Source organism: Streptomyces thermoalcalitolerans (assembly GCF_039525155.1).
GTDB lineage: Bacteria > Actinomycetota > Actinomycetes > Streptomycetales > Streptomycetaceae > Streptomyces > Streptomyces thermovulgaris.
The window spans coordinates 91,594-113,417 of sequence record NZ_BAAAHG010000001.1 but is presented as its reverse complement, the minus strand read 5'-3'; the positions used below and the strand labels follow the sequence as shown (position 1 = coordinate 113,417).

Sequence of the window (21,824 nt, the reverse complement as noted above, 5' to 3'; positions counted from 1 at the left end):
TGCCCCGTCCTGCTGGTCACCCGACGAGTTGTTCTCCGCGCGGACCGTCCGGGCTATTTCGGACGCCGCGGGGAGTCGGCGGAGATTCTCAGATCGTCGTCGTTGCCGTCGACCGGCTGCAGGGTGAGCTTGATCCGGTGGGTCCGGCCCACGTTTGCCGCACCATGGGCCTCGGCCGTCCAGGGAAGAACGAAGACCCTGGCCTTGGCTCCGGCGTCCTTCCTGACCTCCACGCTGAACTCGAGCTCCACCGGACCGGCCCTGAATTTCAGGGACTCCTCCTTGCCCGCTTCCACGGCGCTCTGCAGCTCGGCACGCATCGCGCTGATGGTCTCCCCCCCCCCAGTTCGGCCCATGGCTCCTGCGGCACGTCGGCATCCCCCTGATGACTGACCTTGACGTCCGGACTGCGGAAGCGGGCGCGGCCGGGCGTGCCCCACCCCGCTTCGGTTCGAACCGTATCCGTCGAACCGTATCCGGTCCCGGTCTCCCCGAAGGCCGGGACCAGCAAACACGCCTGCCCGGCGGGGGAAGCCCGGGGTTTCTGCCGGCCGGGTGCCGGGCGGTGTCTGTGCTTGTTTCGCCCGGCGTACCGCAGTGCATCCGGCATTCACTGCGGCGGAGGCCAATGGCCCAAGCCCCTCGGCCCTCTGAGGGCTCCCGTCGGAATCGAGCCGCGAGGGAGATCAGCAGGTGCGGGGACCTCAGGGCATGCTGTGCGGGCGACACGCCGCGCACGTGGGCGGCGCAGGGCCTGGACGGACGCAGCCGGGCGTGGCCGAGCGCCGATCGGCGTGCGGTCGTCGTCACCGGAGCGGCCCTTCATCGTCCACGGCGGACGGAGCGCCGTACCAGGTCCGTGCAGCCGGCTGCGCCGCCCTGGATGCCGTCTTCGGGTGGCTCCCCGACGATGGAGAACAGCCCGGTCCCGGCCCGCAGTCCCGGAGAAGTCCCGAAGACGCCGCCGCACCCCTTTCGGACCCGCATGCGTGCGGGTCGCAGAGAGCGCGGCGGCAGCCGTCGGTCAGATGTCCCGGAAGATCTCGATCTGCGCCCCGATCGAGTTCAGCCGCGCGGCGAGATCCTCGTAACCCCGGTTGATGACGTACACGTTGCGCAGCACCGACGTGCCCTCGGCGGCCATCATGGCCAGCAGGACGACGACGGCGGGGCGCAGGGCCGGCGGGCACATCATCTCGGCGGCGCGCCAGCGGGTGGGGCCCTCGACCAGCACCCGGTGCGGGTCGAGGAGTTGCAGACGGCCGCCCAGACGGTTGAGGTCCGTCAGATAGATCGCGCGGTTGTCGTACACCCAGTCGTGGATCAGCGTCTTGCCCTGCGCGGAGGCCGCGATCGCCGCGAAGAAGGGGACGTTGTCGATGTTCAGGCCGGGGAACGGCATCGGGTGGATCTTGTCGATCGGCGCCTCCAGCTTGGAGGGGCGCACGGTGAGGTCCACCAGGCGGGTGCGGCCGTTGTCGGCGACGTATTCGGCCGAGCGGTCGTGGTCGAGACCCATCTCCTCCAGGACCGCCAGCTCGATCTCCAGGAACTCGATCGGCACCCGGCGCACCGTCAGCTCGGACTCGGTGACCACCGCGGCGGCCAGCAGGCTCATCGCCTCCACCGGGTCCTCGGAGGGGGAGTAGTCCACGTCGGTGTCGATGACCGGCACGCCGTGCACGGTGAGCGTGGTGGTGCCGATGCCCTCGATCCGCACGCCCAGCGCCTCCAGGAAGAAGCACAGGTCCTGGACCATGTAGTTGGAGGAGGCGTTGCGGATGACGGTCACGCCGTCGTGGCGGGCGGCGGCCAGCAGCGCGTTCTCGGTCACGGTGTCGCCGCGCTCGGTCAGGACGATCGGGCGGTTCGGACGGACGGAGCGGTCCACCACGGCGTGGTACTGGCCCTCGGTGGCGGTGATGTCCAGCCCGAACCGGCGCAGCGCGATCATGTGCGGCTCGATGGTGCGCGTGCCGAGGTCGCAGCCGCCCGCGTACGGCAGTTTGAAGTGGTCCATGCGGTGCAGCAGCGGCCCGAAGAACATGATGATGGACCGGGTGCGCACCGCGGCCTCGGCGTCGATCGCGTCCATGTTCAGCTCGGCCGGCGGCACGATCTCCAGGTCGGTGCCGTCGTTGATCCAGCGGGTGCGTACACCGATGGAGTTCAGCACCTCCAGGAGGCGGTACACCTCCTCGATCCTGGCCACGCGCCGCAGGACCGTGCGCCCCTGGTTGAGCAGTGACGCGCACAGCAGGGCCACGCACGCGTTCTTGCTCGTCTTCACGTCGATGGCGCCCGACAGACGGCGCCCTCCCACCACGCGCAGGTGCATCGGGCCCGCGTAGCCCAGTGACACGATCTCACTGTCCAGGGCTTCCCCGATGCGGGCAATCATCTCAAGGCTGATGTTCTGGTTGCCGCGCTCGATGCGATTGACCGCGCTCTGGCTGGTGCCGAGCGCCTCGGCCAACTGCGCCTGCGTCCAGCCTCGGTGTTGCCGGGCGTCGCGGATGAGCTTGCCGATGCGTACGAGGTAGTCGTCTGCCATGAGGCTGAGGTTATCTCAGATATGAGATGGCGCTTCTTGAGGGGGTCCATTCGGGTGACATTGATGACGTCATGTCAAGGGTGGTGCACAGTGCGAACACCCGGGCTGGTCAACAAATACGGGCAAATCTCCTGATGTCATGATCTTGTGTGGCGAGGATGCGCCTCATGGAACCCCGGACCGGTCATTCCCCCTCTGACCCTTCGCAAGGGGGACATCCATGACCACTCCCATGCGGCGGCTCGGCGTCGTCGCGGCCCTCGTCTGCCGCTGTGCGCTGACCTCGTGCGGCACCGGGCGGGCCGACGGCCGCGCCGCGCCGGGCATGTGCGCAGCGCCAGCGTGTGCACGACCGAGGGCGGTGCCCGCACGCTCGCCCGGGTGCGGGTGGACTTCGCCGTCCGGGAGGGCGAGTCGGTGGACCGCACCGCGCGGGTGTTCGCCCGCCGGCGGCAGTCCCTCTGCGGCGACCACGGCCATGCCGAGGCCCTGGCCCCGGCCGAGATGAGCGCCGAGCTCGACTGGTGGCCGACCGGGGCACCGGCGTCCCGGCGACATTCGTACAAGACACGCGGCGTCCGGTGCAGGCATCGTCCCGTGCATGGGACATGACGACGTCACGCGTCTGCACGGGATGCATGTGGTCCGCGACGGCCCGCGCCAGGCGCCGCCGCTGGTGCTCATCCACGGATCGGGATTCTCGGGCGCCTCCTGGCACCCGGTGGTGCCGGCCCTCGCCGGTCGGCACCACGTCGTCCGGATCGACCTGCCGGGGCACGGACGGTCCTCGCCCGCGCCGTCGTACGACGTGCCCGAGCAGGCGGGCCGCCTGGCCGCGGTGCTCGACGACCTCGGCCTCGGCCCCGTCACCGCGGTCGGGCACTCCAGCGGCGGCTACATCGCCACCGCGCTCGCCGAACGACGCCCCGACCTGGTCGGTTCGCTCGCGCTGATCAGCAGCGGCCCGAGCCCCGACGCGCTCCTTTCGCAGCCCGCCGCCCTGCGAGTGCTGACGGCCCCGCCGCTGGGCCCGCTCCTGTGGCGGATCCGCTCGGACGCCATGCTCCGCAGGGGCGTGACCGCGGTGTGCACCCGCCCGGTGAACGTCCCGGACGACCTGGTCGCCGAGGCCCGTGCCATCGGCTACCGCACGTTCAGGACGGTGCTGTGCCGCAACACCGCGTACATCGCCGAGCGGAGCCTGCCCGAGCGCCTCACCGCCCTGGACGTCCCGGTCCTGGTGATCTTCGGCGCCGGCGACCCTCGCTGGGATCCGTCCTCGGCGCACCGGTACGAGGCGGTGCCGAAAGCGCGCGTCGAGCACCTGCCCGACGTCGGACACCTCCCCATGCTCGAAGCACCGGAGACGACCGGCAGGCTGCTGCTGGAGTTCACGGCTGCGGGCAGGTGACACCGGTCCCTACCCTGGTGCTGTGCTGAGCACGGAGTCACCGCCTGACTGGACGTTGGTGGAGGTCGCGATCCCGCAGCCGTCGGAGCGGCTGCCCGGGATCGCCATGGCCGGGTTCGGCCAGCGCGTCCCGGCACCCTTGGACATCGCGATGGTCGCGCACCCGTCGGTCACCCTGCTCGTGGACCTGAACGGGGGAGAGGGCCTCGTCTACGACGCCCACGGCCGGCGTGAACGCGGCAGCGCGGTCGTCGGGCTGCTCCCGGGCGACCTGCGGATCGGCAGCCGGACGACCGAGGCGGGGCAGTGCCTGCAGATCCGGTTGTCGCCGGTCGTGGCGGCCGCGGTGCTCGGGGCGGCGGACGAGCTCGTCGGGGAGGTGGTCCCGCTGGACGCTGTCTGGGGCCGTGACGCCGGGCGGACCGAGGACAGGCTGTGCGCCGCCACCTCGTGGGACGAACGGTTCGCGATCGCGGCGGACATCCTGTGCCGGCGCCTGGAGGCCGCCCCGCCGCTCGATCCGGAGATCGCCGCCGCCTGGTCGCGGATACGCGCCGGCCGGGGGCAGGTGCGGGTCGACGGCCTGGCGGACGAGGTGGGATGGAGCCGCAAGCGCCTGTGGTCCCGCTTCCGCTCCCGGATCGGGCTCACTCCCAAGCGCGCCGCCCAGCTGGTGCGCTTCGACCACGCGGCCCGCCTTCTCGCGGCCGGCGAGCCCGCCGCCCGGGTCGCGGCGGTGAGCGGCTACACCGACCAGTCCCACCTCCACCGCGAGGTCAAGGCGTTCACCGGGGCGACACCCACCGCTGTGGCCCGTGCGCCGTGGCTCGCCATCGACGACGTCGCATGGCCGGCTTCGCTCGCCGGACTCCCGAGGCCGTGCTCGACTTTCTCTGCGAGAGATCACTCGCACCGGGTCGGGGCATGACCATCCGCCGCCCGTGTACTAGAGTTATCTCGACATCGAGATATCTGCCGAGGTGCACCGGAGTCGCCACTCCAGTAAGGCAAGCCTAACTTAGTCCACCCTTACCGGAACGGCCAAGCAGGCGTGGCGGCACGATTCACGGTGGTACGCGCACATCAATGAAGGAGACTGTCGTGTCGGCGAACAGCTTCGACGCCCGCAGCACGCTGCAGGTGGGCGACGAGTCGTACGAGATCTTCCGGATCGACAAGGTCGAGGGCTCGGCCCGACTGCCTTACAGCCTGAAGGTGCTGCTGGAGAACCTGCTCCGTACCGAGGACGGCGCGAACATCACCGCCGACCACATCCGTGCCCTCGGCAACTGGGACGCGAAGGCCCAGCCGTCGCAGGAGATCCAGTTCACGCCCGCCCGCGTGATCATGCAGGACTTCACCGGTGTGCCCTGCGTCGTGGACCTCGCCACCATGCGCGAGGCCGTCAAGGAGCTCGGCGGCGACCCGGCGAAGATCAACCCGCTGGCCCCGGCCGAGCTGGTCATCGACCACTCCGTCATCGCCGACAAGTTCGGCACCCCGGACGCCTTCAAGCAGAACGTCGAGCTGGAGTACGGCCGCAACAAGGAGCGTTACCAGTTCCTGCGCTGGGGCCAGACCGCGTTCGACGAGTTCAAGGTCGTCCCGCCCGGCACCGGTATCGTCCACCAGGTCAACATCGAGTACCTGGCCCGTGTCGTCATGGTCCGTGACGGCAAGGCGTACCCGGACACCCTGGTCGGTACCGACTCGCACACCACCATGGTCAACGGCCTCGGCGTCCTCGGCTGGGGCGTCGGCGGCATCGAGGCCGAGGCCGCCATGCTCGGCCAGCCGGTCTCCATGCTCATCCCGCGGGTCGTCGGCTTCAAGCTCACCGGTGAGCTGCCCACCGGCACCACCGCCACCGACCTGGTGCTGACCATCACCGAGATGCTGCGCAAGCACGGTGTGGTCGGCAAGTTCGTCGAGTTCTACGGCGCGGGCGTCTCCTCCGTGCCGCTGGCCAACCGCGCCACGATCGGCAACATGTCGCCGGAGTTCGGCTCCACCGCGGCGATCTTCCCGATCGACGAGGAGACCATCAACTACCTGCGGCTGACCGGCCGTTCCGAGAAGCAGATCGCGCTCGTCGAGGCGTACGCCAAGGAGCAGGGTCTGTGGCTCGACCCGGACTTCGAGCCGGACTTCTCCGAGAAGCTCGAGCTGGACCTGTCCACCGTCGTGCCCTCGATCGCCGGCCCCAAGCGTCCGCAGGACCGTATCGTCCTGGCCGACGCCAAGGCGCAGTTCAGCCAGGACGTGCGTGCCTACGTCAAGGACGCCGGCGACGTCGACGAGGCCAGCAAGGAGTCCTTCCCGGCCTCCGACGCCCCGGCCATCTCCAACGGCGTCCCGACCTGCAAGGTGCCGGTCAAGGCCCCCGACGGGACGGAGTACGAGCTCGACCACGGCGCCGTCGTCGTGGCCGCGATCACCTCCTGCACCAACACCTCCAACCCGTACGTCATGGTCGGCGCCGCGCTCGTGGCGAAGAAGGCCGTGGAGAAGGGCCTGACCCGCAAGCCGTGGGTCAAGACCACCCTCGCCCCGGGCTCCAAGGTCGTCATGGACTACTACGACCGGGCCGGCCTCACCCCGTACCTCGACAAGCTGGGCTTCAACCTCGTCGGCTACGGCTGCACCACCTGCATCGGCAACTCCGGCCCGCTGCCGGAGGAGGTCTCCCAGGCCGTCAACGACAACGACCTCGCCGTCGTCTCGGTGCTGTCCGGCAACCGCAACTTCGAGGGCCGGATCAACCCCGACGTCAAGATGAACTACCTGGCGTCCCCGCCGCTGGTCGTCGCCTACGCCATCGCCGGCTCGATGAAGGTGGACATCACCACCGAGCCGCTGGGCCACGACAAGGACGGCAACCCCGTCTACCTGAAGGACATCTGGCCCTCCGAGCAGGAGATCCAGGAGGTCGTGTCCTCCGCGATCGGCCAGGAGATGTTCGGCCAGAGCTACTCCGACGTCTTCGCCGGCGACGCCCAGTGGCAGGCCCTGCCCGTCCCGACCGGCGACACCTTCGAGTGGGACCCGGAGTCCACCTACGTCCGCAAGCCCCCGTACTTCGAGGGCATGAGCCTGGAGCCGGAGCCGGTCGAGGACATCACCGGCGCCCGGGTCCTCGCCAAGCTGGGCGACTCGGTCACCACCGACCACATCTCCCCGGCCGGTGCCATCAAGGCCGACACCCCGGCGGGCAAGTACCTCCTCGAGCACGGCGTCGAGCGCCGCGACTTCAACTCCTACGGTTCCCGCCGCGGCAACCACGAGGTGATGATCCGCGGCACGTTCGCCAACATCCGCCTGCGCAACCAGATCGCGCCGGGCACCGAGGGCGGCTACACCCGTGACTTCACGCAGGAGGGCGGCCCGGTCACCTTCATCTACGACGCCTCGCGCAACTACATCGAGCGGGGCATCCCGCTGGTCGTCCTGGCGGGCAAGGAGTACGGCTCCGGCTCGTCCCGCGACTGGGCGGCGAAGGGCACCGCGCTGCTCGGCGTCAAGGCCGTCATCGCCGAGTCCTACGAGCGCATCCACCGCTCGAACCTCATCGGCATGGGCGTGCTGCCGCTGCAGTTCCCGGAGGGCCAGTCCGCCGAGAGCCTCGGCCTGACCGGCGAGGAGACCTTCTCCATCACCGGCATCACCGAGCTCAACGAGGGCCGTACGCCGCGCACGGTGAAGGTCACCACCGACACCGGTGTCGAGTTCGACGCGGTCGTCCGCATCGACACCCCTGGTGAGGCCGACTACTACCGCAACGGCGGCATCATGCAGTACGTGCTGCGCAGCCTGATCCGCAAGTAACGGATCGTCCAGGCGGTGGGGCCGCATCCCCGGCGACGGGGGTGCGGCCCTCCGCTTTTCGGAGATGGTTTACAGCCGTCGCCGTCCGCGCTAATTTTCACTGTCAGACGAGGTGGGAGCGCTCCCAATCGGTGGACCGGAACACACCGGATGCGAGCTGCTCCCGCCCCGTCCGCCCGCGAGCGGCAGCACGGGAGCCGAGATGTCATGTCTGTGACAATCGCACGGCCCCGGCGGACGCACCAGGTTTCCGCCCGGCCCTGCCCCTGGTTCTGCCCGCCCTCCCATCACGTCCGGCCTGCCTCCGTCCCGGCGAAGCCGTCACCGTCCCGATGAGCCGGCTCCTGTGTACTCGGCGAGGGCAGTCGGGGGATCGTAGGGCGACATGCCGTGGCACCCGCGGTACGCCACGGAACCTGTCGGCCCGGAGAACGACCCTGGAGAACGAGGTGGGGTGTGACGGACGTTCCTGACCTGGCCCTTGCCCGGAAGGTGCTGGCGGCCCAGCCCTTCAGCAAACTGCTCGGCGCCCGCCTGGTGACCTTCGAGGAGGGCGAGGCGACGCTGGAGCTGGACATCCGCGACGACCTGCGGCAGCAGAACGGCTTTCTGCACGGCGGCGTGCTCGCCTACGCGGCGGACAACGCGCTGACCTTCGCCGCGGGCACGGTCGCCGGTGCCCGGCTGCTCACCGCCGGGTTCACCATCGACTATCTGCGCCCCGCCGAGGGCGCGCTGCTGCGGGCCCGTGCGCGGGTCGTGCGGGCCGGCCGTTCCCGGGTCGTGTGCCGCTGCGACCTGTCGGCCGTGGACGACGACGGGGTGGAGACCCTGTGCGCCGTGGCGCAGGGCACCATCGCGCTCCCGGAACCCCCGCGGGAGACCTGACGCCGGGAGAGGCCGAACGCCCTCCCGCACAGAGCACGCCGGTGGTGCACGCCGATCAGGCGTGCACCACCGGCGGTTGTGCCCGGTGCGGGCGCCTCGGCGGGGCGGACCGGACGCGCGGACCGGCAGAGGCACCCCTGCTCGCGTGAGGCCGGGAGCCGGGGGCGGGCTCCCGGCCTCACGCCCGCGCCCGGGAGGCGGGGCGGCACGGCGGGACACGGCGTGATGCCGTGCCGTCGCCTCAGCGGCGGGCGGGCGACGCCAGCAGCTCCACCTCCGCCAGGGTCGAGGCACCGTCCAGGACCAGGCGGTACTTCTGGTACGTGCCCGGCGAGGCGATGGTGAAGGGGCGGGTCTGCCGGTCCCAGGCGAAGGACTCGCCGGAGCGCCGGTCCACCGTCTTCCAGGTGCTGCCGTCGGCGGAGGCCTCCAGCCTCCAGCCGGCCGGGGCCCTGGTGCGGTCGGTGGACGAGGTCAGGGTGTACTGGACCGCCGTGGTGGCCTCGGCCACCGGCAGGTCCACCGTCGTCACGGTCGCGTCCGTCGACGAGGTGTCGTCGAACAGCGCGCCGTCACCCTTCAGCACGTCCGCCCGCGGGGCCGGCACCTGGTCGTCGGTCGTGATCGACACGGGCGCGGCGTTTTTGCCCGTGCCCCACGACGACGGCCGCGGACCCATGTCGAAGTGCAGCACCCCGCCCTTGGCGAGGAGGGAGTGGGGGAGGGACGTGGAGTTCCACGGCTTGCCGTTGAACCGCACCCCCTGCACATAGACGTTCTTCGCGCTGTTTTCCGGCGCCTTGACGACGAGGTCCCGGCCGTTGTCCAGGTGGATCGTCGCCTTGGTGAACAGCGGGGAGCCGATGGTGTACTCGCCGCTGCCCATCACCAGCGGGTAGAAGCCGAGCGCGGAGAAGAGGTACCAGGCCGACTGCTCGCCGTTGTCCTCGTCGCCGTGGTAGCCCTGGCCGATCTCGCTGCCGACGTAGAGCCGGGAGAGCACCTCACGGATCTTCGCCTGCGCCTTCCAGGGCTGTCCGGCCGCGGCGTACATGTAGAGCACATGGTGCGCGACCTGGTTGGAGTGGCCGTACTGGCCCATCCGCACGTCCCGCGCCTCGGTCATCTCGTGGATGACACCGCCGTAGGAGCCGACGAACTCCGGGGAGGCCGTCTCCGGCGTGGCGAAGTAGGTGTCGAGCTTGTCCGCGAGGCCCTTCCGGCCGCCGTACAGGTTCGCCAGGCCCCGGCTGTCCTGCGGGACGGTGAAGGCGTAGCCCCAGCCGTTGGTCTCCGTGTAGTCGTGGCCCCAGACGCGCGGGTCGTACTTCGCGGAGTCCACACGCCAGTTGCCCTTGGCGTCACGGCCCTGGAAGAAGCCGGCCTTCGCGTCGAAGAGGTTCACATAGTCCCGGGCCCGGTCGAGGAAGTACTCCGCCTCCTCCTTGTAGCGCTTCTGGCCCGTCTTCCTGTGGAGGGCCTCGGCCATCCTCGCGATGCCGTAGTCGTTGATGTAGCCCTCCATCGCCCAGGACAGGCCCTCGTGCGTGGCCGTGCTGGTGTAGCCGAGGAAGGGGGAGGTGGCCATGCCCTTGCGGCCCACGCCCGAGGACGGGGGCACGACCGTCGCGTTCTTCAGCGCGGCCTCGTACGCCGCCTTCGCGTCCATCGGCACGCCCTTGAGGTAGGCGTCCGCGAAGGCCACGTCCGAGGAGGTGCCCGTCATCAGGTCGGCGTAGCCGGGGGAGGACCAGCGGGAGGTCCAGCCGCCGTCCTTGTACTGCTGCACGAAGCCGTCCACCATCTCGCCCGCCTGCTTCGGCGTCAGCAGGGAGTACGCCGGCCAGGTGGTGCGGTAGGTGTCCCAGAAGCCGTTGTTGACGTACACCTTGCCGTCGACGATCTTCGCGCCGGTGTGCGTCGGGGTGTCCTCGCCGCGCATCGGCGAGAACGGGGAGGCGTACCGGTACTTCCCGTCCACCTTCTCGAAGCCCGAGTTGGGGTACAGGTACAGCCGGTACAGGCTGGAGTAGAGCGTGGTCAGCTGGTCCGGCGTGGCGCCCTCGACCTCGACCCTGCCGAGCACCTCGTCCCAGGCGCGCTGGGCGCGCTTCCTGACGGTCTCGAAGGAGGTGCCGTCCGGGATCTCCTGACGCAGGTTGTCCTTCGCCTGGTCGACGCTGATCAGGGAGGTGGCCAGCCGCAGGGTGACGGTGCGGTCCTTGCCGGCGTCGAAGCGCAGATAGCCCTTGACGCCGCTCGACGAGCCGTCCTTCACCGGCTTGTCGAACACGCCGTAGACGAACAGCCGGGTCGCCCCCGTCGACAGCCCGGACTTCACGTCCGAGTAGCCGGTGACGACGCCGCGCTCCTTGTCCAGGGTCAGGCCCGCCTGCTCGGTGACGTTGTCGAACAGGACGCTCGCGTCCTCTCCCGGGTAGGTGAAGCGCAGGACGGCCGCGTGGTCGGTCGGCGTCATCTCCGCCGTGATGCCGTTCTCGAACCGCACCCCGTAGTAGTACGGCCGTGCGGTCTCGTTCTCGTGACGGAAGGCCAGGGCGCGGGCGGTGCGGCCGGTGTCCGGGGTGCCGGAGGCGGCGGACGGCATCACCTGGAAGGTCTGCCGGTCACCCATCCAGGGGCTGGGTTCGTGGCTCGCGCTGAACGCCTGGATCGTCGGCAGGTTGTCGTCGTTGTTCGCGCGCGCGTACTCGTACAGCCAGCTCAGCGAGGACGCGTTGGTCACCGGCGTCCAGAAGTTGAAGCCGTGCGGGACGGCGGTCGCGGGGAAGGTGTTGCCGCGCGAGAAGCTGCCGCTGGAGTTGGTGCCGCGGGTGGTCAGGACGTAGTCCGACAGGTGCGCCTTGGGCTTCTCGGGTGCGGCCCGGTCGATGACCACGTCGTCCAGCCAGCCGCGGAACTTCGCCGGGCCGGCGGGGGAGTCGTAGGCGATGAGGATCCGGTCGATCGTCTTGCCGGCCGCGACCGAGCCGATCCGCGACACGACGTTGTTCCACTGGTTGACGTACAGCCGCTTGGATGCGCCCTGCCCCTGCGGGCTCAGGGGGAAGCCGTGCTGGTCGACGGCGCCCAGGCGGCTGAGGTAGGTGCCGTCGGTGAAGGCGAGGTCCACGGCGACGTGGGTGGCGGCGTAGTCGAGGGCGCCGTCGGCCATCGACGGGTAGACGCGGTACGACAGCCGGGTGTCACGGGCGACCTTGACATGGACATCGAAGATCTTGTTGTACGAGTACGCCCGGCCCTCGGCCGTGTGGCGGCCGGCGTATCTCAGGGCCCGCTTGCCCGTGTAGCCGGCACCCGACTTGGCGGTCGGGGAACCGCTCGGGCCGCGGTCGACGAGGGAGAGCATGTCCTTCGGTACGGGGCCGTCGCCGTCGCCGGTGGAGAACTGCACATCGGCCAGCTGGAGGATGTTCGAGGCGCCGTTGTTCCGGGTGATGTCGAGCCGGAAGTGCCGGTACTCGGCCGGCTCGGCCAGCTCGTACGTCTTCGTCTGGAACCGTTCGGAGAAGTTCTCGCCCGAGCGGGTGTCGAGGGTCTTCCAGTCCTTGCCGTCGGTGGAGCCCTTCAGGGTCCAGTCCTTCGGGTCGCGTCCGTCGAAGTCGTTGGCCGAGGTGAGGGCGTACCGGACGATTTTCTGCGGCTTGTCGAAGTCGAACTCGACCCAGCCGGTGGGCTCGAAGACCAGCCACTTGGTGCCGGGCTCGCCGTCGACGAGGTTCTCCTTCACCTCCCCGGCGCCCGTGTTCTCCCCGTTGGCCCGGACGTCGACGACATGGTCGTTCACATTGCCCGGTATGCCGCTGCTGTAGCCGCCGTCCACGCCCGAGGCGCGCTTGCTGCCGTCCTTGGCGGTGTCGACCGTGTTCAGCCAGTCGGGTGCCGGCTCACCGGCCTCGAACGAGGAGGCGAACTCCCGGTCGGCGGCCGGGGGGCCGGCGGGCAGGGCGACCGCCGCCCCCTGTGAGCCGACCGCCATGACGAAGGCGGTCGTAAGGACGACCGCCGGACCCCATCTGTGCCGTGATCTGCGCTGCATGCGCGATGCCCCTCCCTGCTGCCTCTGCGTAGGACAACGTTGTCAACTCAGTGCGCAAAGACCAGTAGGGAGTCAACTGCCCAGCAATGTCAAGGGTGTTGATGATGGAGTTCGAGTGCAAAGCCGTGGATATTTCTGCTCAGTGAGGCCATGAAGGGTTCATATTCCGGCCGATGTCTCAACTCGGAAAAGACCTGAGGGGAACCCTGTATTCGATCTTGCTCGGCTGGCCGGAAGTGGACTATACCTGTCGGTATCCGCAGGCTGTCCGAATGGTCGTCAGACGACTGCCGGATGACTGGCAGATGACTGTCCGAATAGCTGTCAAGCGGACCCGAAAGGACCCGGAAAGGTGGTCTGACGCGCGAAACGCGCCGTCCTCCTTGCTTTCCCGCCGGTCCCGGTGGATGACGCACAGAGCAACTCCCGCACGACCCAGCTTGACCCGATCGCGGTGCCGGGGAGGATCCGGTTCACCGCCTGAGTCCCGGAGAAAGCGAGGACTTGAGCATGGGATCCACGTCCGCCGAGAACCCCACAGGAGTCGGCCGCCGGGATCTGATCAAGCGGTCCGCCGCACTCGGTCTGATCAGTGTTCCCGCGGTGGGTTTTCTGTCCGGCTGCGCCAGCGGGGGCGGCGGCGGCCAGAACAAGGCCGAGGCCGGTGAGAAGACCGCGAAGAACCCGCTCGGCGTCAATGGCACCGCGCCGATGGAATTCGTCCTGTTCGACGGCGGCTTCGGCAAGGAGTACGCCGAGGACGCCGTGAAGATCTACGAGAAGAACTTCCCCAAGGCCGAGGTGAAGTTCTCCGCCACCCAGAAGATCCAGTCCACGCTCCAGCCGCGCTTCAACCAGGGCACTCCGCCGGACCTCATCGACAACTCCGGCGCCGAGCAGATGGACATGGGCGTCCTCGTCGGCAAGAACCAGCTCACGGACCTCACCCCGCTGCTGGACGCGCCGTCGTACGACGACCCGGGCAAGAAGGTCCGCGACACGCTGCGTCCGGGCATCGTGGAGATGGGTCAGTTCGACGGCAAGCCGGTCTGGATCCTGTACTACGCCTACACGGTGTACGGCGTGTGGTACTCGCAGAAGGCCCTGGACTCGCTCGACGAGAAGTACCCGGAGACCTGGGACGAGATGCTCAGGGTCTGCGAGAAGGCCAAGAAGAAGGGCATGGCCGGCTGGACGTACGCGGGCAAGTACCCGTACTACATCCCCTTCTCGCTCTACCCGATGATCGGCAAGGTCGGCGGCCGCGAGGTCCTCGACGCCATCGACAACCTCGAGCCGAACGCCTGGAAGCACCCGGCGATCAAGGACTGCTTCGAGGCCTACTACGAGCTCTACCGCAAGGGCTACATCCTCAGGGGCACCCCGGGCCTGGACCACATCCAGTCGCAGACCGCCTGGGCCCAGGGCAAGGCGCTGTTCCTCCCGAACGGCTCCTGGGTGGAGAACGAGTCCTCCAACGTCATCCCGGAGGACTTCGGCCTCACCGTCTCCGCGCCCAGCGGCCTGGACGGCTCCGACAAGATGCCCTTCGGCACCATCTGGGCCTCCGGCGGCGAGCCCTTCATCGTCCCGGCCAAGGCCAGGAACCCCGCGGGCGGCATGGAGCAGCTGCGCATCATGCTCAGCGAGGCGTCCTCGAAGAACTTCACCACCAAGGTGAAGTCGCTGACCGCGTACAACGGCGGCACCGACGGCATCCCCCTCACCTCCGGGCTGAAGTCCGCGGTCGCGGCGCTGGAGAAGGCAGGCTCCAACGTGGTGAACCCGCGGCTGCAGGACTGGTATGTGCAGCTGCAAAAGGAGAAGATCGGTGTGGCGGGGCTGGGCGAGATGATGGCCGGCCGTCTCACCCCGGCCGAGGCCATCAAGAGAATCCAGGGCTTCGCCGACGAGACCGCGAAGGACACGTCGATCAAGCACTACAAGCACCAGTGAAGCACCGGTGAAACCGTCATGAGGGTCCGTCACCGGCGGCACCCCCCGTCCAGAGATCGGGATAGGTGGCAATGCAGCACGGCAAGTACCCGTTCATCGTGGGATTCCTGACGGTTCCTCTGGGGCTGTACGCGCTCTTCGTCATCTGGCCGTTCCTCCAGTCCATCTACTACTCGTTCACGGACTGGACCGGCCTGAGCCCCGACCTCGCGATGGTCGGCCTCGACAACTACCGGAGGATGCTCGACGACGAGATCTTCTGGAAGTCGTTGCAGCACAGCCTGCTGTTCGCCCTGCTGCTGCCGCTGGTGACGCTCGGCCTGGCGCTGTTCCTCGCCTTCATGATCAATGCGGGCGGGCGGCGGCGCCGGGGCGGACCGGTGATCTCCGGTGTCCGCGGCTCCTCGTTCTACAAGATCGTCTACTTCTTCCCGCAGGTGCTGTCCATCGCGATCGTGGCCCTGCTGTTCGCCTTCGCGTACAACCCGAGCAGCGGCGCGATCAACTCCGTGCTGCGCGGGATCGGGCTCGACGGCGTCCAGCCGCTGTGGCTGGGCGACCCGGACCTCGCCCTGTGGTGCGTGATGGCGGTGATCGTCTGGTCCACGGTCGGCTTCTTCGTGGTCCTCTTCTCCGCCGGCATGGCCTCCATTCCGGTGGAGCTGTACGAGGCCGCGCTCCTCGACGGAGCCGACCGGTTCACCACCTTCTTCCGGATCACCCTGCCGCTGCTGTGGGACACCGTGCAGTCCGGCTGGGTCTACATGGGCATTCTCGCCCTCGGCGCGGAGTCGTTCGCGGTCGTACAGATCATGACAACCGGACCGGGCGGTCCCGACTACTCGACCACCGTCATGGTCCTGTACGTGTACCAGAAGGCGTTCCGTGACGGTCAGGCCGCCTACGCCACCGCGGTCGGTGTGGCCCTGCTCGTCGTCACGCTGGCTTTCGCCGCGATCGTGATGCGGCTGGGACGGCGCGAGCGGCTGGAGTACTGATCATGAAAACGACCGAGACCCCCGCCCCCCTTCCGGCCGAATCCGGTGCCGGCGTCCGGAAGACCAGTGCGCCGCCCGCCGGAGAACCGAGGCGGACGAAGCAGGAAGGCGCGGTCCTCAACGTCTTCTCGCACGGCATTCTGGTCATCTGGGCGATCATGGTGGTCATGCCGCTGGTGTGGGCGGTGATGACGTCCTTCAAGGACGACGGCTCCATCTTCCGCTCGCCCTGGTCGCTGCCGGACAGACTGCACTTCGAGAACTGGGCGCGGGCCTGGACCGACGCCAGGATGAGCGACTACTTCCTCAACACCGTGCTGGTGGTGGGCGGCTCGCTCGTCGGCACCCTGGTGCTCGGCTCGATGGCGGCCTATGTGCTGGCCCGGTTCGACTTCCCGGGAAACCGGTTCATCTACTACCTCTTCGTCGGCGGCATGGGTTTCCCGGTCATGCTCGCGCTGGTCCCGTTGTTCTACGTCGTGGACAACATCGCGCTGCTGAACACCATCCACGGGCTGATCCTGGTCTACATCGCCTATTCGCTGCCGTTCACGGTGTTCTTCCTGACCGCGTTCTTCCGGAGCCTGCCGACCACGGTGGCGGAGGCCGCCTTTGTGGACGGTGCCTCGCACACCCGGACGTTCTTCCAGATCATGCTGCCGATGGCCCGGCCCGGCCTGGTCAGCGTGGGGATCTTCAACTTTCTCGGGCAGTGGAACCAGTACATGCTGCCGACGGTGCTGAACACCGACCCGGACAAGCACGTGCTCACCCAGGGCCTCGTCCAGCTGGCCGTCAACCAGGGGTACAAGGGCGACTGGTCGGGGCTCTTCGCCGGCCTGGTCATGGCCATGCTGCCGGTGCTGGCCGCGTACATCGTCTTCCAGCGTCAGGTGGTGCAGGGTCTGACGGCCGGAGCCCTGAAGTAGTACCGGGCGCTCGTCTTCGCTCCCGCACGCCCCCGAGCACGCCGTCTTTGCTTTCGCACGCCCCGCCGGGCCCTCCCGGGCGGGGCGGTCCCGTGTCCGAGCAGGGCCCCGGACCGCGGGACACGGGCCCGGGCCGCACCTCCGCGTCACGCGCCCGCGCCCATACCACGCCTTAAGCGGTATGTCCAAGGTTCTGTATAACGGTTCAACCTCTTGACGGGAGGCAACCCGAACAGCTCAGCTTAGAGTTCACTAGTTGGACATAGTCGGGGCCTCACCGGAGCGGCCCCGCGCTCGGGAGGTCGTCGTGCAGACTCCAGGGTCGCAGTCATCACTGCATCGAGCCAACCTGGAGCGGGTCGTACGTGCCGTGCGGTTGGCGGGATCGCTCACGCAGGCGGAGATCGCGAGGACCACGGGATTGTCCGCGGCGACCGTCTCCAATATCGTGCGCGAGCTCAAAGAAGGGGGAACGGTCCAGGTCACGCCCACATCCGCGGGGGGACGCCGGGCCCGCAGCGTGTCGCTGAGCGGGGACGCCGGCATCGTGATCGGCGTCGACTTCGGGCATGCGCATCTGCGGGTCGCGATCGGCAACCTCGCCCATCAGGTGCTCGCCGAGGAGTCCGAGCCCCTGGATGTGGACGCCTCCTCCAGCCAGGGCTTCGACCGGGCGGAGGAGCTGGTCAACCGGCTGCTCAAGACGGCGGGCATCGACCGCGCGAAGATCACGGGCGTGGGCGTGGGCGTGCCCGGTCCGATCGACGTCGAGTCCGGCACCCTGGGCTCCACGGCGATACTGCCGGGCTGGACGGGCGTCAAGCCCGCCGAGGAGCTGCGGGGGCGTCTCGGCGTGCCGGTGCACGTGGACAACGACGCCAACCTCGGCGCCCTGGGCGAACTGGTCTGGGGCAGTGGCCGGGGTGTGCGCGACCTGGCGTACATCAAGATCGCCAGCGGTGTGGGCGCCGGCCTGGTGATCGACGGCAAGATCTATCGCGGCCCCGGTGGCACTGCGGGTGAAATAGGACATATCACTCTCGATGAGTCGGGGCCGGTCTGCCGCTGCGGGAACCGGGGCTGTCTGGAAACGTTCGCTGCCGCACGCTATGTGCTCCCGCTGCTCCAGTCCAGCCACGGCGCCGACTTGACCTTGGAGGACGTCGTGCGGCTGGCACGGGACGGGGATCCGGGCTGCCGGCGGGTGATCGCCGATGTGGGGCGTCATGTCGGCAGCGGGGTCGCCAACCTCTGCAATCTGCTCAATCCGAGCCGGGTCGTCCTCGGCGGCGATCTCGCGGAGGCCGGCGAGCTGGTCCTGGGGCCGATCAGAGAGTCCGTCGCCCGGTACGCCATCCCCAGCGCGGCCCGCCGTCTCTCTGTGTGCACAGGGGCTCTCGGGGGTCGTGCGGAGGTCCTGGGGGCACTCGCCCTGGCGCTCAGCGAAATGGGCGATTCGACCCTTTTGGATGGAAGTCTGCGGTCAGCGGAGCCTGCCTTCACGTAGAGAACGCAAGGCACCGTTGCCATCTCGTTAAGTATTTACTTCTTGACGTCGCACGTATGGCCGAGTTGACTTCCAGCCACCTCGGCCGCAACGACGCGGCCTCGTCAGGGAGGTTTTGAAGAAGTGAACACGCGTATGCGTCGCGCGGCTGTCATTGTCGCCGCTGGTGCCATGGCCGTCTCGCTCGCCGCCTGTGGCAGCGCCAAGGAGTCCGGGGGCTCCGCCAAGTCGTCCGGCAGCGAGAAGAAGGGCGACAACATCAAGGTCGGCCTGCTCCTGCCGGAGAACCAGACCGCTCGTTACGAGAAGTTCGACCGCCCGCTGATCGAAAAGAAGATCAAGGAGCTGACGAACAACAAGGGCGAGGTCGTCTACGCCAACGCCAAGCAGGACGCCAGCCTGCAGAACCAGCAGGTTGAGACGATGATCACCAACAAGGTGGACGTCCTGATCCTGGACGCGGTGGACGCCGCGGCCATCAAGAACTCGGTGCAGAAGGCCAAGGACGCCGGCATCCCGGTCGTCGCCTACGACCGACTGGCGCAGGGCCCGATCGACGCCTACACCTCGTTCGACAACGTGACGGTCGGCCGGACCCAGGGCGAGGCGCTGCTGAAGGCGCTGGGCGACAAGGCCAAGTCCGGCAAGATCGTCATGATGAACGGCTCCTCCACCGACCCGAACGCCGCGCAGTTCAAGCAGGGCGCCCACGAGGTGCTCGACGGCAAGGTGAACGTCGGCAAGGAGTACGACACCAACGAGTGGAAGCCGGAGAACGCCAACAAGAACATGGAAGGCGCCATCTCCGCCCTCGGCAAGAAGAACATCATCGGTGTCTACTCCGCCAACGACGGCATGGCCGGCGGTATCATCACCGCCCTCAAGGCCGCGGGCATCAAGGTCCCGGTCACCGGCCAGGACGCCGAACTCGCGGGTGTGCAGCGCATCGTCGCCGGTGAGCAGTACATGAGCGTCTACAAGCCGTACGCTCCCGAGGCCGACGCCGCCGCCGAGATGGCTGTCGCGCTCGCCCAGGGCAAGTCGCTGGACTCCATCGCCAAGGACAAGGTCGACAGCCCCACCAACAAGGGCATCCCCGCGGTCCTGGTCCCGGTGACCTCGCTGACCCAGGACAACATCAAGGACACTGTGGTCAAGGACGGCGTCTACACCATCGACGAGATCTGCACGGCGCAGTACAAGAAGGCCTGCGAGAAGATCGGCCTGAAGTAAGCAAGACGAGTGCTTTTCCCTCAGGGGAGTTCACCCGTGAATTCCCCTGAGGGGACGCGCCCCCGGATTCCCTCCGGCGCCCCGCGCATTCCAAGCCCCGCAAGCTCGTACGGGGCGCCGGACGGAACATCACCCCCCAAACTTCTGCACAACCTTCCGCCGGGTCAGGCGGCGAAGGAGATGGTTCACGTGTCCGCTACGCCCGTGCTGGCGTTGCGCGGGGTCTCCAAGCGATTCGGTGCCGTCCAGGCGCTCACCGACGTAGAGCTTGAGGTCCACGCCGGCGAAGTGGTCGCCCTGGTGGGCGACAACGGCGCCGGAAAATCCACGCTGATCAAGACGATCGCAGGCGTGCACCCCATCGATGAGGGCGTCATCGAGTGGGAGGGCAAGCCCGTTCAGATCAACAAGCCGAACGACGCCCAGAACCTGGGCATCGCGACGGTGTACCAGGACCTCGCGCTGTGCGACAACATCGATGTCGTCGGCAACCTCTTCCTGGGCCGGGAGATCCGCAGACGCGGTGTCCTGGACGAGGTCGAGATGGAGCGCCGCTCGCGCGAGCTGCTGGACACGCTGTCCATCCGCATCCCCAGCGTCCGTATCCCGATCGCCTCGCTCTCCGGTGGTCAGCGCCAGGTCGTGGCCATCGCCCGTTCCATGCTCGGCGATCCCAAGCTGGTCATCCTCGACGAGCCCACCGCCGCCCTCGGCGTCGAGCAGACCGCGCAGGTCCTCGACCTGGTCGAGCGGCTGCGCGAGCGCGGCCACGCCGTGATCCTCATCAGCCACAACATGGCCGACGTCAAGGCCGTCGCCGACCGGGTGGCTGTCCTGCGGCTGGGGCGCAACAACGGTGTCTTCGAGGTCAAGTCGACCTCCCAGGAAGAGATCATCTCCGCCATCACCGGCGCCACGGACAACGCCGTGACCCGTCGTGCGGCGCGCACCAGTGGGAGCAAGAAGTGAGCATCAACAAGACCTCCGCTGCCCCCGACCAGGTCGCGGGGAATCCCGAGGCGGCTGCCGGCGCGGCGACCGCGGTGGACCCCCGGCTGCTGGTGCGTGAGCAGGGCTTCGCGGGCTACATCACCGAGTTCAAGCGCAAGCTGAAGGCCGGTGACCTCGGCTCCATCCCGGTCGTCGTCGGCCTGGTGGTCATCTGGGCCATCTTCCAGAGCCTGAACTCCAACTTCCTCACCGCGGGCAACCTCTCCGACATCTCCGTCGCCATGGTCGGCACGGGCATGATCGCCGTCGGCATCGTGTTCGTCCTGCTGCTCGGTGAGATCGACCTGTCGGTCGGCTCGGTCTCCGGTGTCGCGGGCGCCACCTTCGCGGTGCTGAGCGTCTCGCACGGGATGAACGAGGCGCTGGCCCTGGTGCTGGCCGTCCTGACCGGCACGGCGGCGGGCGTCATCCACGGCTTCTTCTTCGCCCGCGTCGGTGTGCCCGCCTTCGCCGTGACGCTGGCCGGCCTGCTGTTCTGGCAGGGCTTCATGCTCCAGATCCTCGGCGACAACGGCACCATCAACCTCAACAGCGAAGGCCTGGTCGCCAAGCTCACCACCTACTACTTCAGCGACATCGCCGCCGCCTACGGCCTGGCCACCGTGGCCGTCGCCGCGTACTTCCTCTCCGGCTACCTGGGCAACCGCCGCCGGGAGGCGGCCGGGATCCCCTCCCGCCCGCTCAGCGACCTCGTGCTGCGCACCGTGCTCCTGGCCGTCGTCGCCTTCGCCGTGGCGGCCGTCTACAACCAGTACAAGGGCCTGCCCCTGGCCGTGGTGCTCTTCCTCGCGGTGCTGGTGATCACCGACTTCGTGCTGCGCCGCACGGCCTACGGACGCAAGGTGTACGCGCTCGGCGGCAGCGTCGAGGCCTCCCGGCGTGCCGGTATCAACGTGACGATGGTCCGGATCTCGGTCTTCGCGATCGCCGGCACCTTCGCCGCGATCGGCGGTCTCTTCGTCGCCTCGAAGATCGCCTCCGCCAACCAGGGCGCGGGTACCGGTGAGTTCCTGATGAACGTCATCGCCGCGGCCGTGATCGGCGGTACCTCCCTGTTCGGTGGCCGCGGCCGCACCTGGGACGCGCTCCTCGGTGTGCTCGTGATCGTCTCGATCCAGTACGGCCTCGCCCTGGAGGGCATCGCCGCCCCGGTCCAGTACATGATCACCGGTGGTGTGCTGCTGACGACCGTCGTCATCGACGCGGTCACCCGCAGGACCCAGAAGACGGCGGGCCGCGCGTAACCGCGCCCGGCCCGAAGCCGTGCCCGGCACCCGCGACGGTGCCGGGCACGGTCGTGTCATGACATGACGTGTCATGGCATGACGTGTCATGACGGAGGACGCCCCCGGGTACGGCCGTCCGTGTGACACGGTCCGTGTGACGCGGGATCCCCGGCCGGGGCACCGGCCGCCCGGACGGAACATTAGACTCGACCCGCCCGCCAACAGC

General features: G+C 68.6%; 15 protein-coding genes. 12 read left to right on the top strand and 3 right to left on the bottom strand.

The annotated features are described in order from the left end of the window. Positions 1 to 53: 53 nt before the first annotated feature. On the bottom strand, positions 54 to 356 hold the full coding sequence (locus ABD224_RS00470; RefSeq protein ID WP_344045426.1) for a trypco2 family protein: 303 nt from the start codon (positions 354 to 356) through the stop codon (positions 54 to 56). A 668-nt stretch (positions 357 to 1,024) separates the two neighbouring features. Then, entirely contained in the window at positions 1,025 to 2,554 is a 1,530-nt protein-coding gene (locus ABD224_RS00465) for a helix-turn-helix domain-containing protein (protein ID WP_344045424.1), read from the bottom strand. 342 nt (positions 2,555 to 2,896) lie between these two features. On the opposite strand from ABD224_RS00465, the gene ABD224_RS00460 reads away from it, so the two are divergent. From ABD224_RS00460 to ABD224_RS00440, 5 genes are all read left to right on the top strand, one after another. Further along, the gene (locus tag ABD224_RS00460; protein WP_344045422.1) at positions 2,897 to 3,166 is read left to right on the top strand and encodes a hypothetical protein; all 270 of its coding nucleotides are present in this window, start codon (positions 2,897 to 2,899) and stop codon (positions 3,164 to 3,166) included. Next, entirely contained in the window at positions 3,156 to 3,965 is an 810-nt protein-coding gene (locus ABD224_RS00455; protein WP_344045420.1) for an alpha/beta fold hydrolase, read from the top strand. The genes ABD224_RS00460 and ABD224_RS00455 overlap by 11 nt, the downstream gene beginning before the upstream one ends. 22 nt (positions 3,966 to 3,987) lie before the next feature. Beyond that, complete coding sequence (locus tag ABD224_RS00450; protein WP_344045418.1) at positions 3,988 to 4,893, top strand: helix-turn-helix domain-containing protein; 906 nt, start codon at positions 3,988 to 3,990, stop codon at positions 4,891 to 4,893. Between the two features lie 158 nt (positions 4,894 to 5,051). Further along, positions 5,052 to 7,790: an aconitate hydratase AcnA gene (gene acnA, locus ABD224_RS00445; RefSeq protein WP_344045416.1), complete on the top strand. Its 2,739-nt coding sequence runs from the start codon at positions 5,052 to 5,054 to the stop codon at positions 7,788 to 7,790. A gap of 456 nt (positions 7,791 to 8,246) precedes the next feature. Then, positions 8,247 to 8,678: a PaaI family thioesterase gene (locus ABD224_RS00440; protein ID WP_344045414.1), complete on the top strand. Its 432-nt coding sequence runs from the start codon at positions 8,247 to 8,249 to the stop codon at positions 8,676 to 8,678. A 241-nt stretch (positions 8,679 to 8,919) separates the two neighbouring features. On the opposite strand, the gene ABD224_RS00435 is transcribed toward ABD224_RS00440, so the two are convergent. Continuing rightward, positions 8,920 to 12,738, bottom strand: coding sequence for a GH92 family glycosyl hydrolase (locus ABD224_RS00435; RefSeq protein WP_344045412.1), 3,819 nt, complete (start codon positions 12,736 to 12,738; stop codon positions 8,920 to 8,922). 510 nt (positions 12,739 to 13,248) lie between these two features. Here ABD224_RS00435 and ngcE point away from each other — a divergent pair. The 7 genes from ngcE to ABD224_RS00400 all read left to right on the top strand — a co-directional run bounded on the left by ngcE (position 13,249) and on the right by ABD224_RS00400 (position 21,616). Further along, positions 13,249 to 14,694 carry an N-acetylglucosamine/diacetylchitobiose ABC transporter substrate-binding protein gene (ngcE, locus tag ABD224_RS00430; protein WP_344045410.1) on the top strand — a complete coding sequence of 482 codons (1,446 nt, stop codon included), beginning with the start codon at positions 13,249 to 13,251 and terminating at the stop codon, positions 14,692 to 14,694. Between the two features lie 71 nt (positions 14,695 to 14,765). Then, positions 14,766 to 15,692 (top strand): carbohydrate ABC transporter permease, encoded by a 927-nt coding sequence (locus ABD224_RS00425; RefSeq protein WP_344045773.1) that lies wholly within the window; start codon positions 14,766 to 14,768, stop codon positions 15,690 to 15,692. Positions 15,693 to 15,694: 2 nt separating this feature from the next. Next, entirely contained in the window at positions 15,695 to 16,621 is a 927-nt protein-coding gene (locus tag ABD224_RS00420) for a carbohydrate ABC transporter permease (protein WP_344045408.1), read from the top strand. 307 nt (positions 16,622 to 16,928) lie between these two features. Next, positions 16,929 to 18,128, top strand: coding sequence for an ROK family transcriptional regulator (locus ABD224_RS00415; protein WP_344045406.1), 1,200 nt, complete (start codon positions 16,929 to 16,931; stop codon positions 18,126 to 18,128). A gap of 135 nt (positions 18,129 to 18,263) precedes the next feature. Further along, on the top strand, positions 18,264 to 19,361 hold the full coding sequence (locus tag ABD224_RS00410; RefSeq protein ID WP_344045404.1) for a substrate-binding domain-containing protein: 1,098 nt from the start codon (positions 18,264 to 18,266) through the stop codon (positions 19,359 to 19,361). Between the two features lie 180 nt (positions 19,362 to 19,541). Next, complete coding sequence (locus ABD224_RS00405; RefSeq protein ID WP_344045402.1) at positions 19,542 to 20,330, top strand: ATP-binding cassette domain-containing protein; 789 nt, start codon at positions 19,542 to 19,544, stop codon at positions 20,328 to 20,330. Continuing rightward, complete coding sequence (locus ABD224_RS00400; protein ID WP_344045400.1) at positions 20,327 to 21,616, top strand: sugar ABC transporter permease; 1,290 nt, start codon at positions 20,327 to 20,329, stop codon at positions 21,614 to 21,616. Before ABD224_RS00405 ends, ABD224_RS00400 begins: the two co-directional genes overlap by 4 nt. The last annotated feature ends 208 nt before the right edge of the window (positions 21,617 to 21,824 follow it).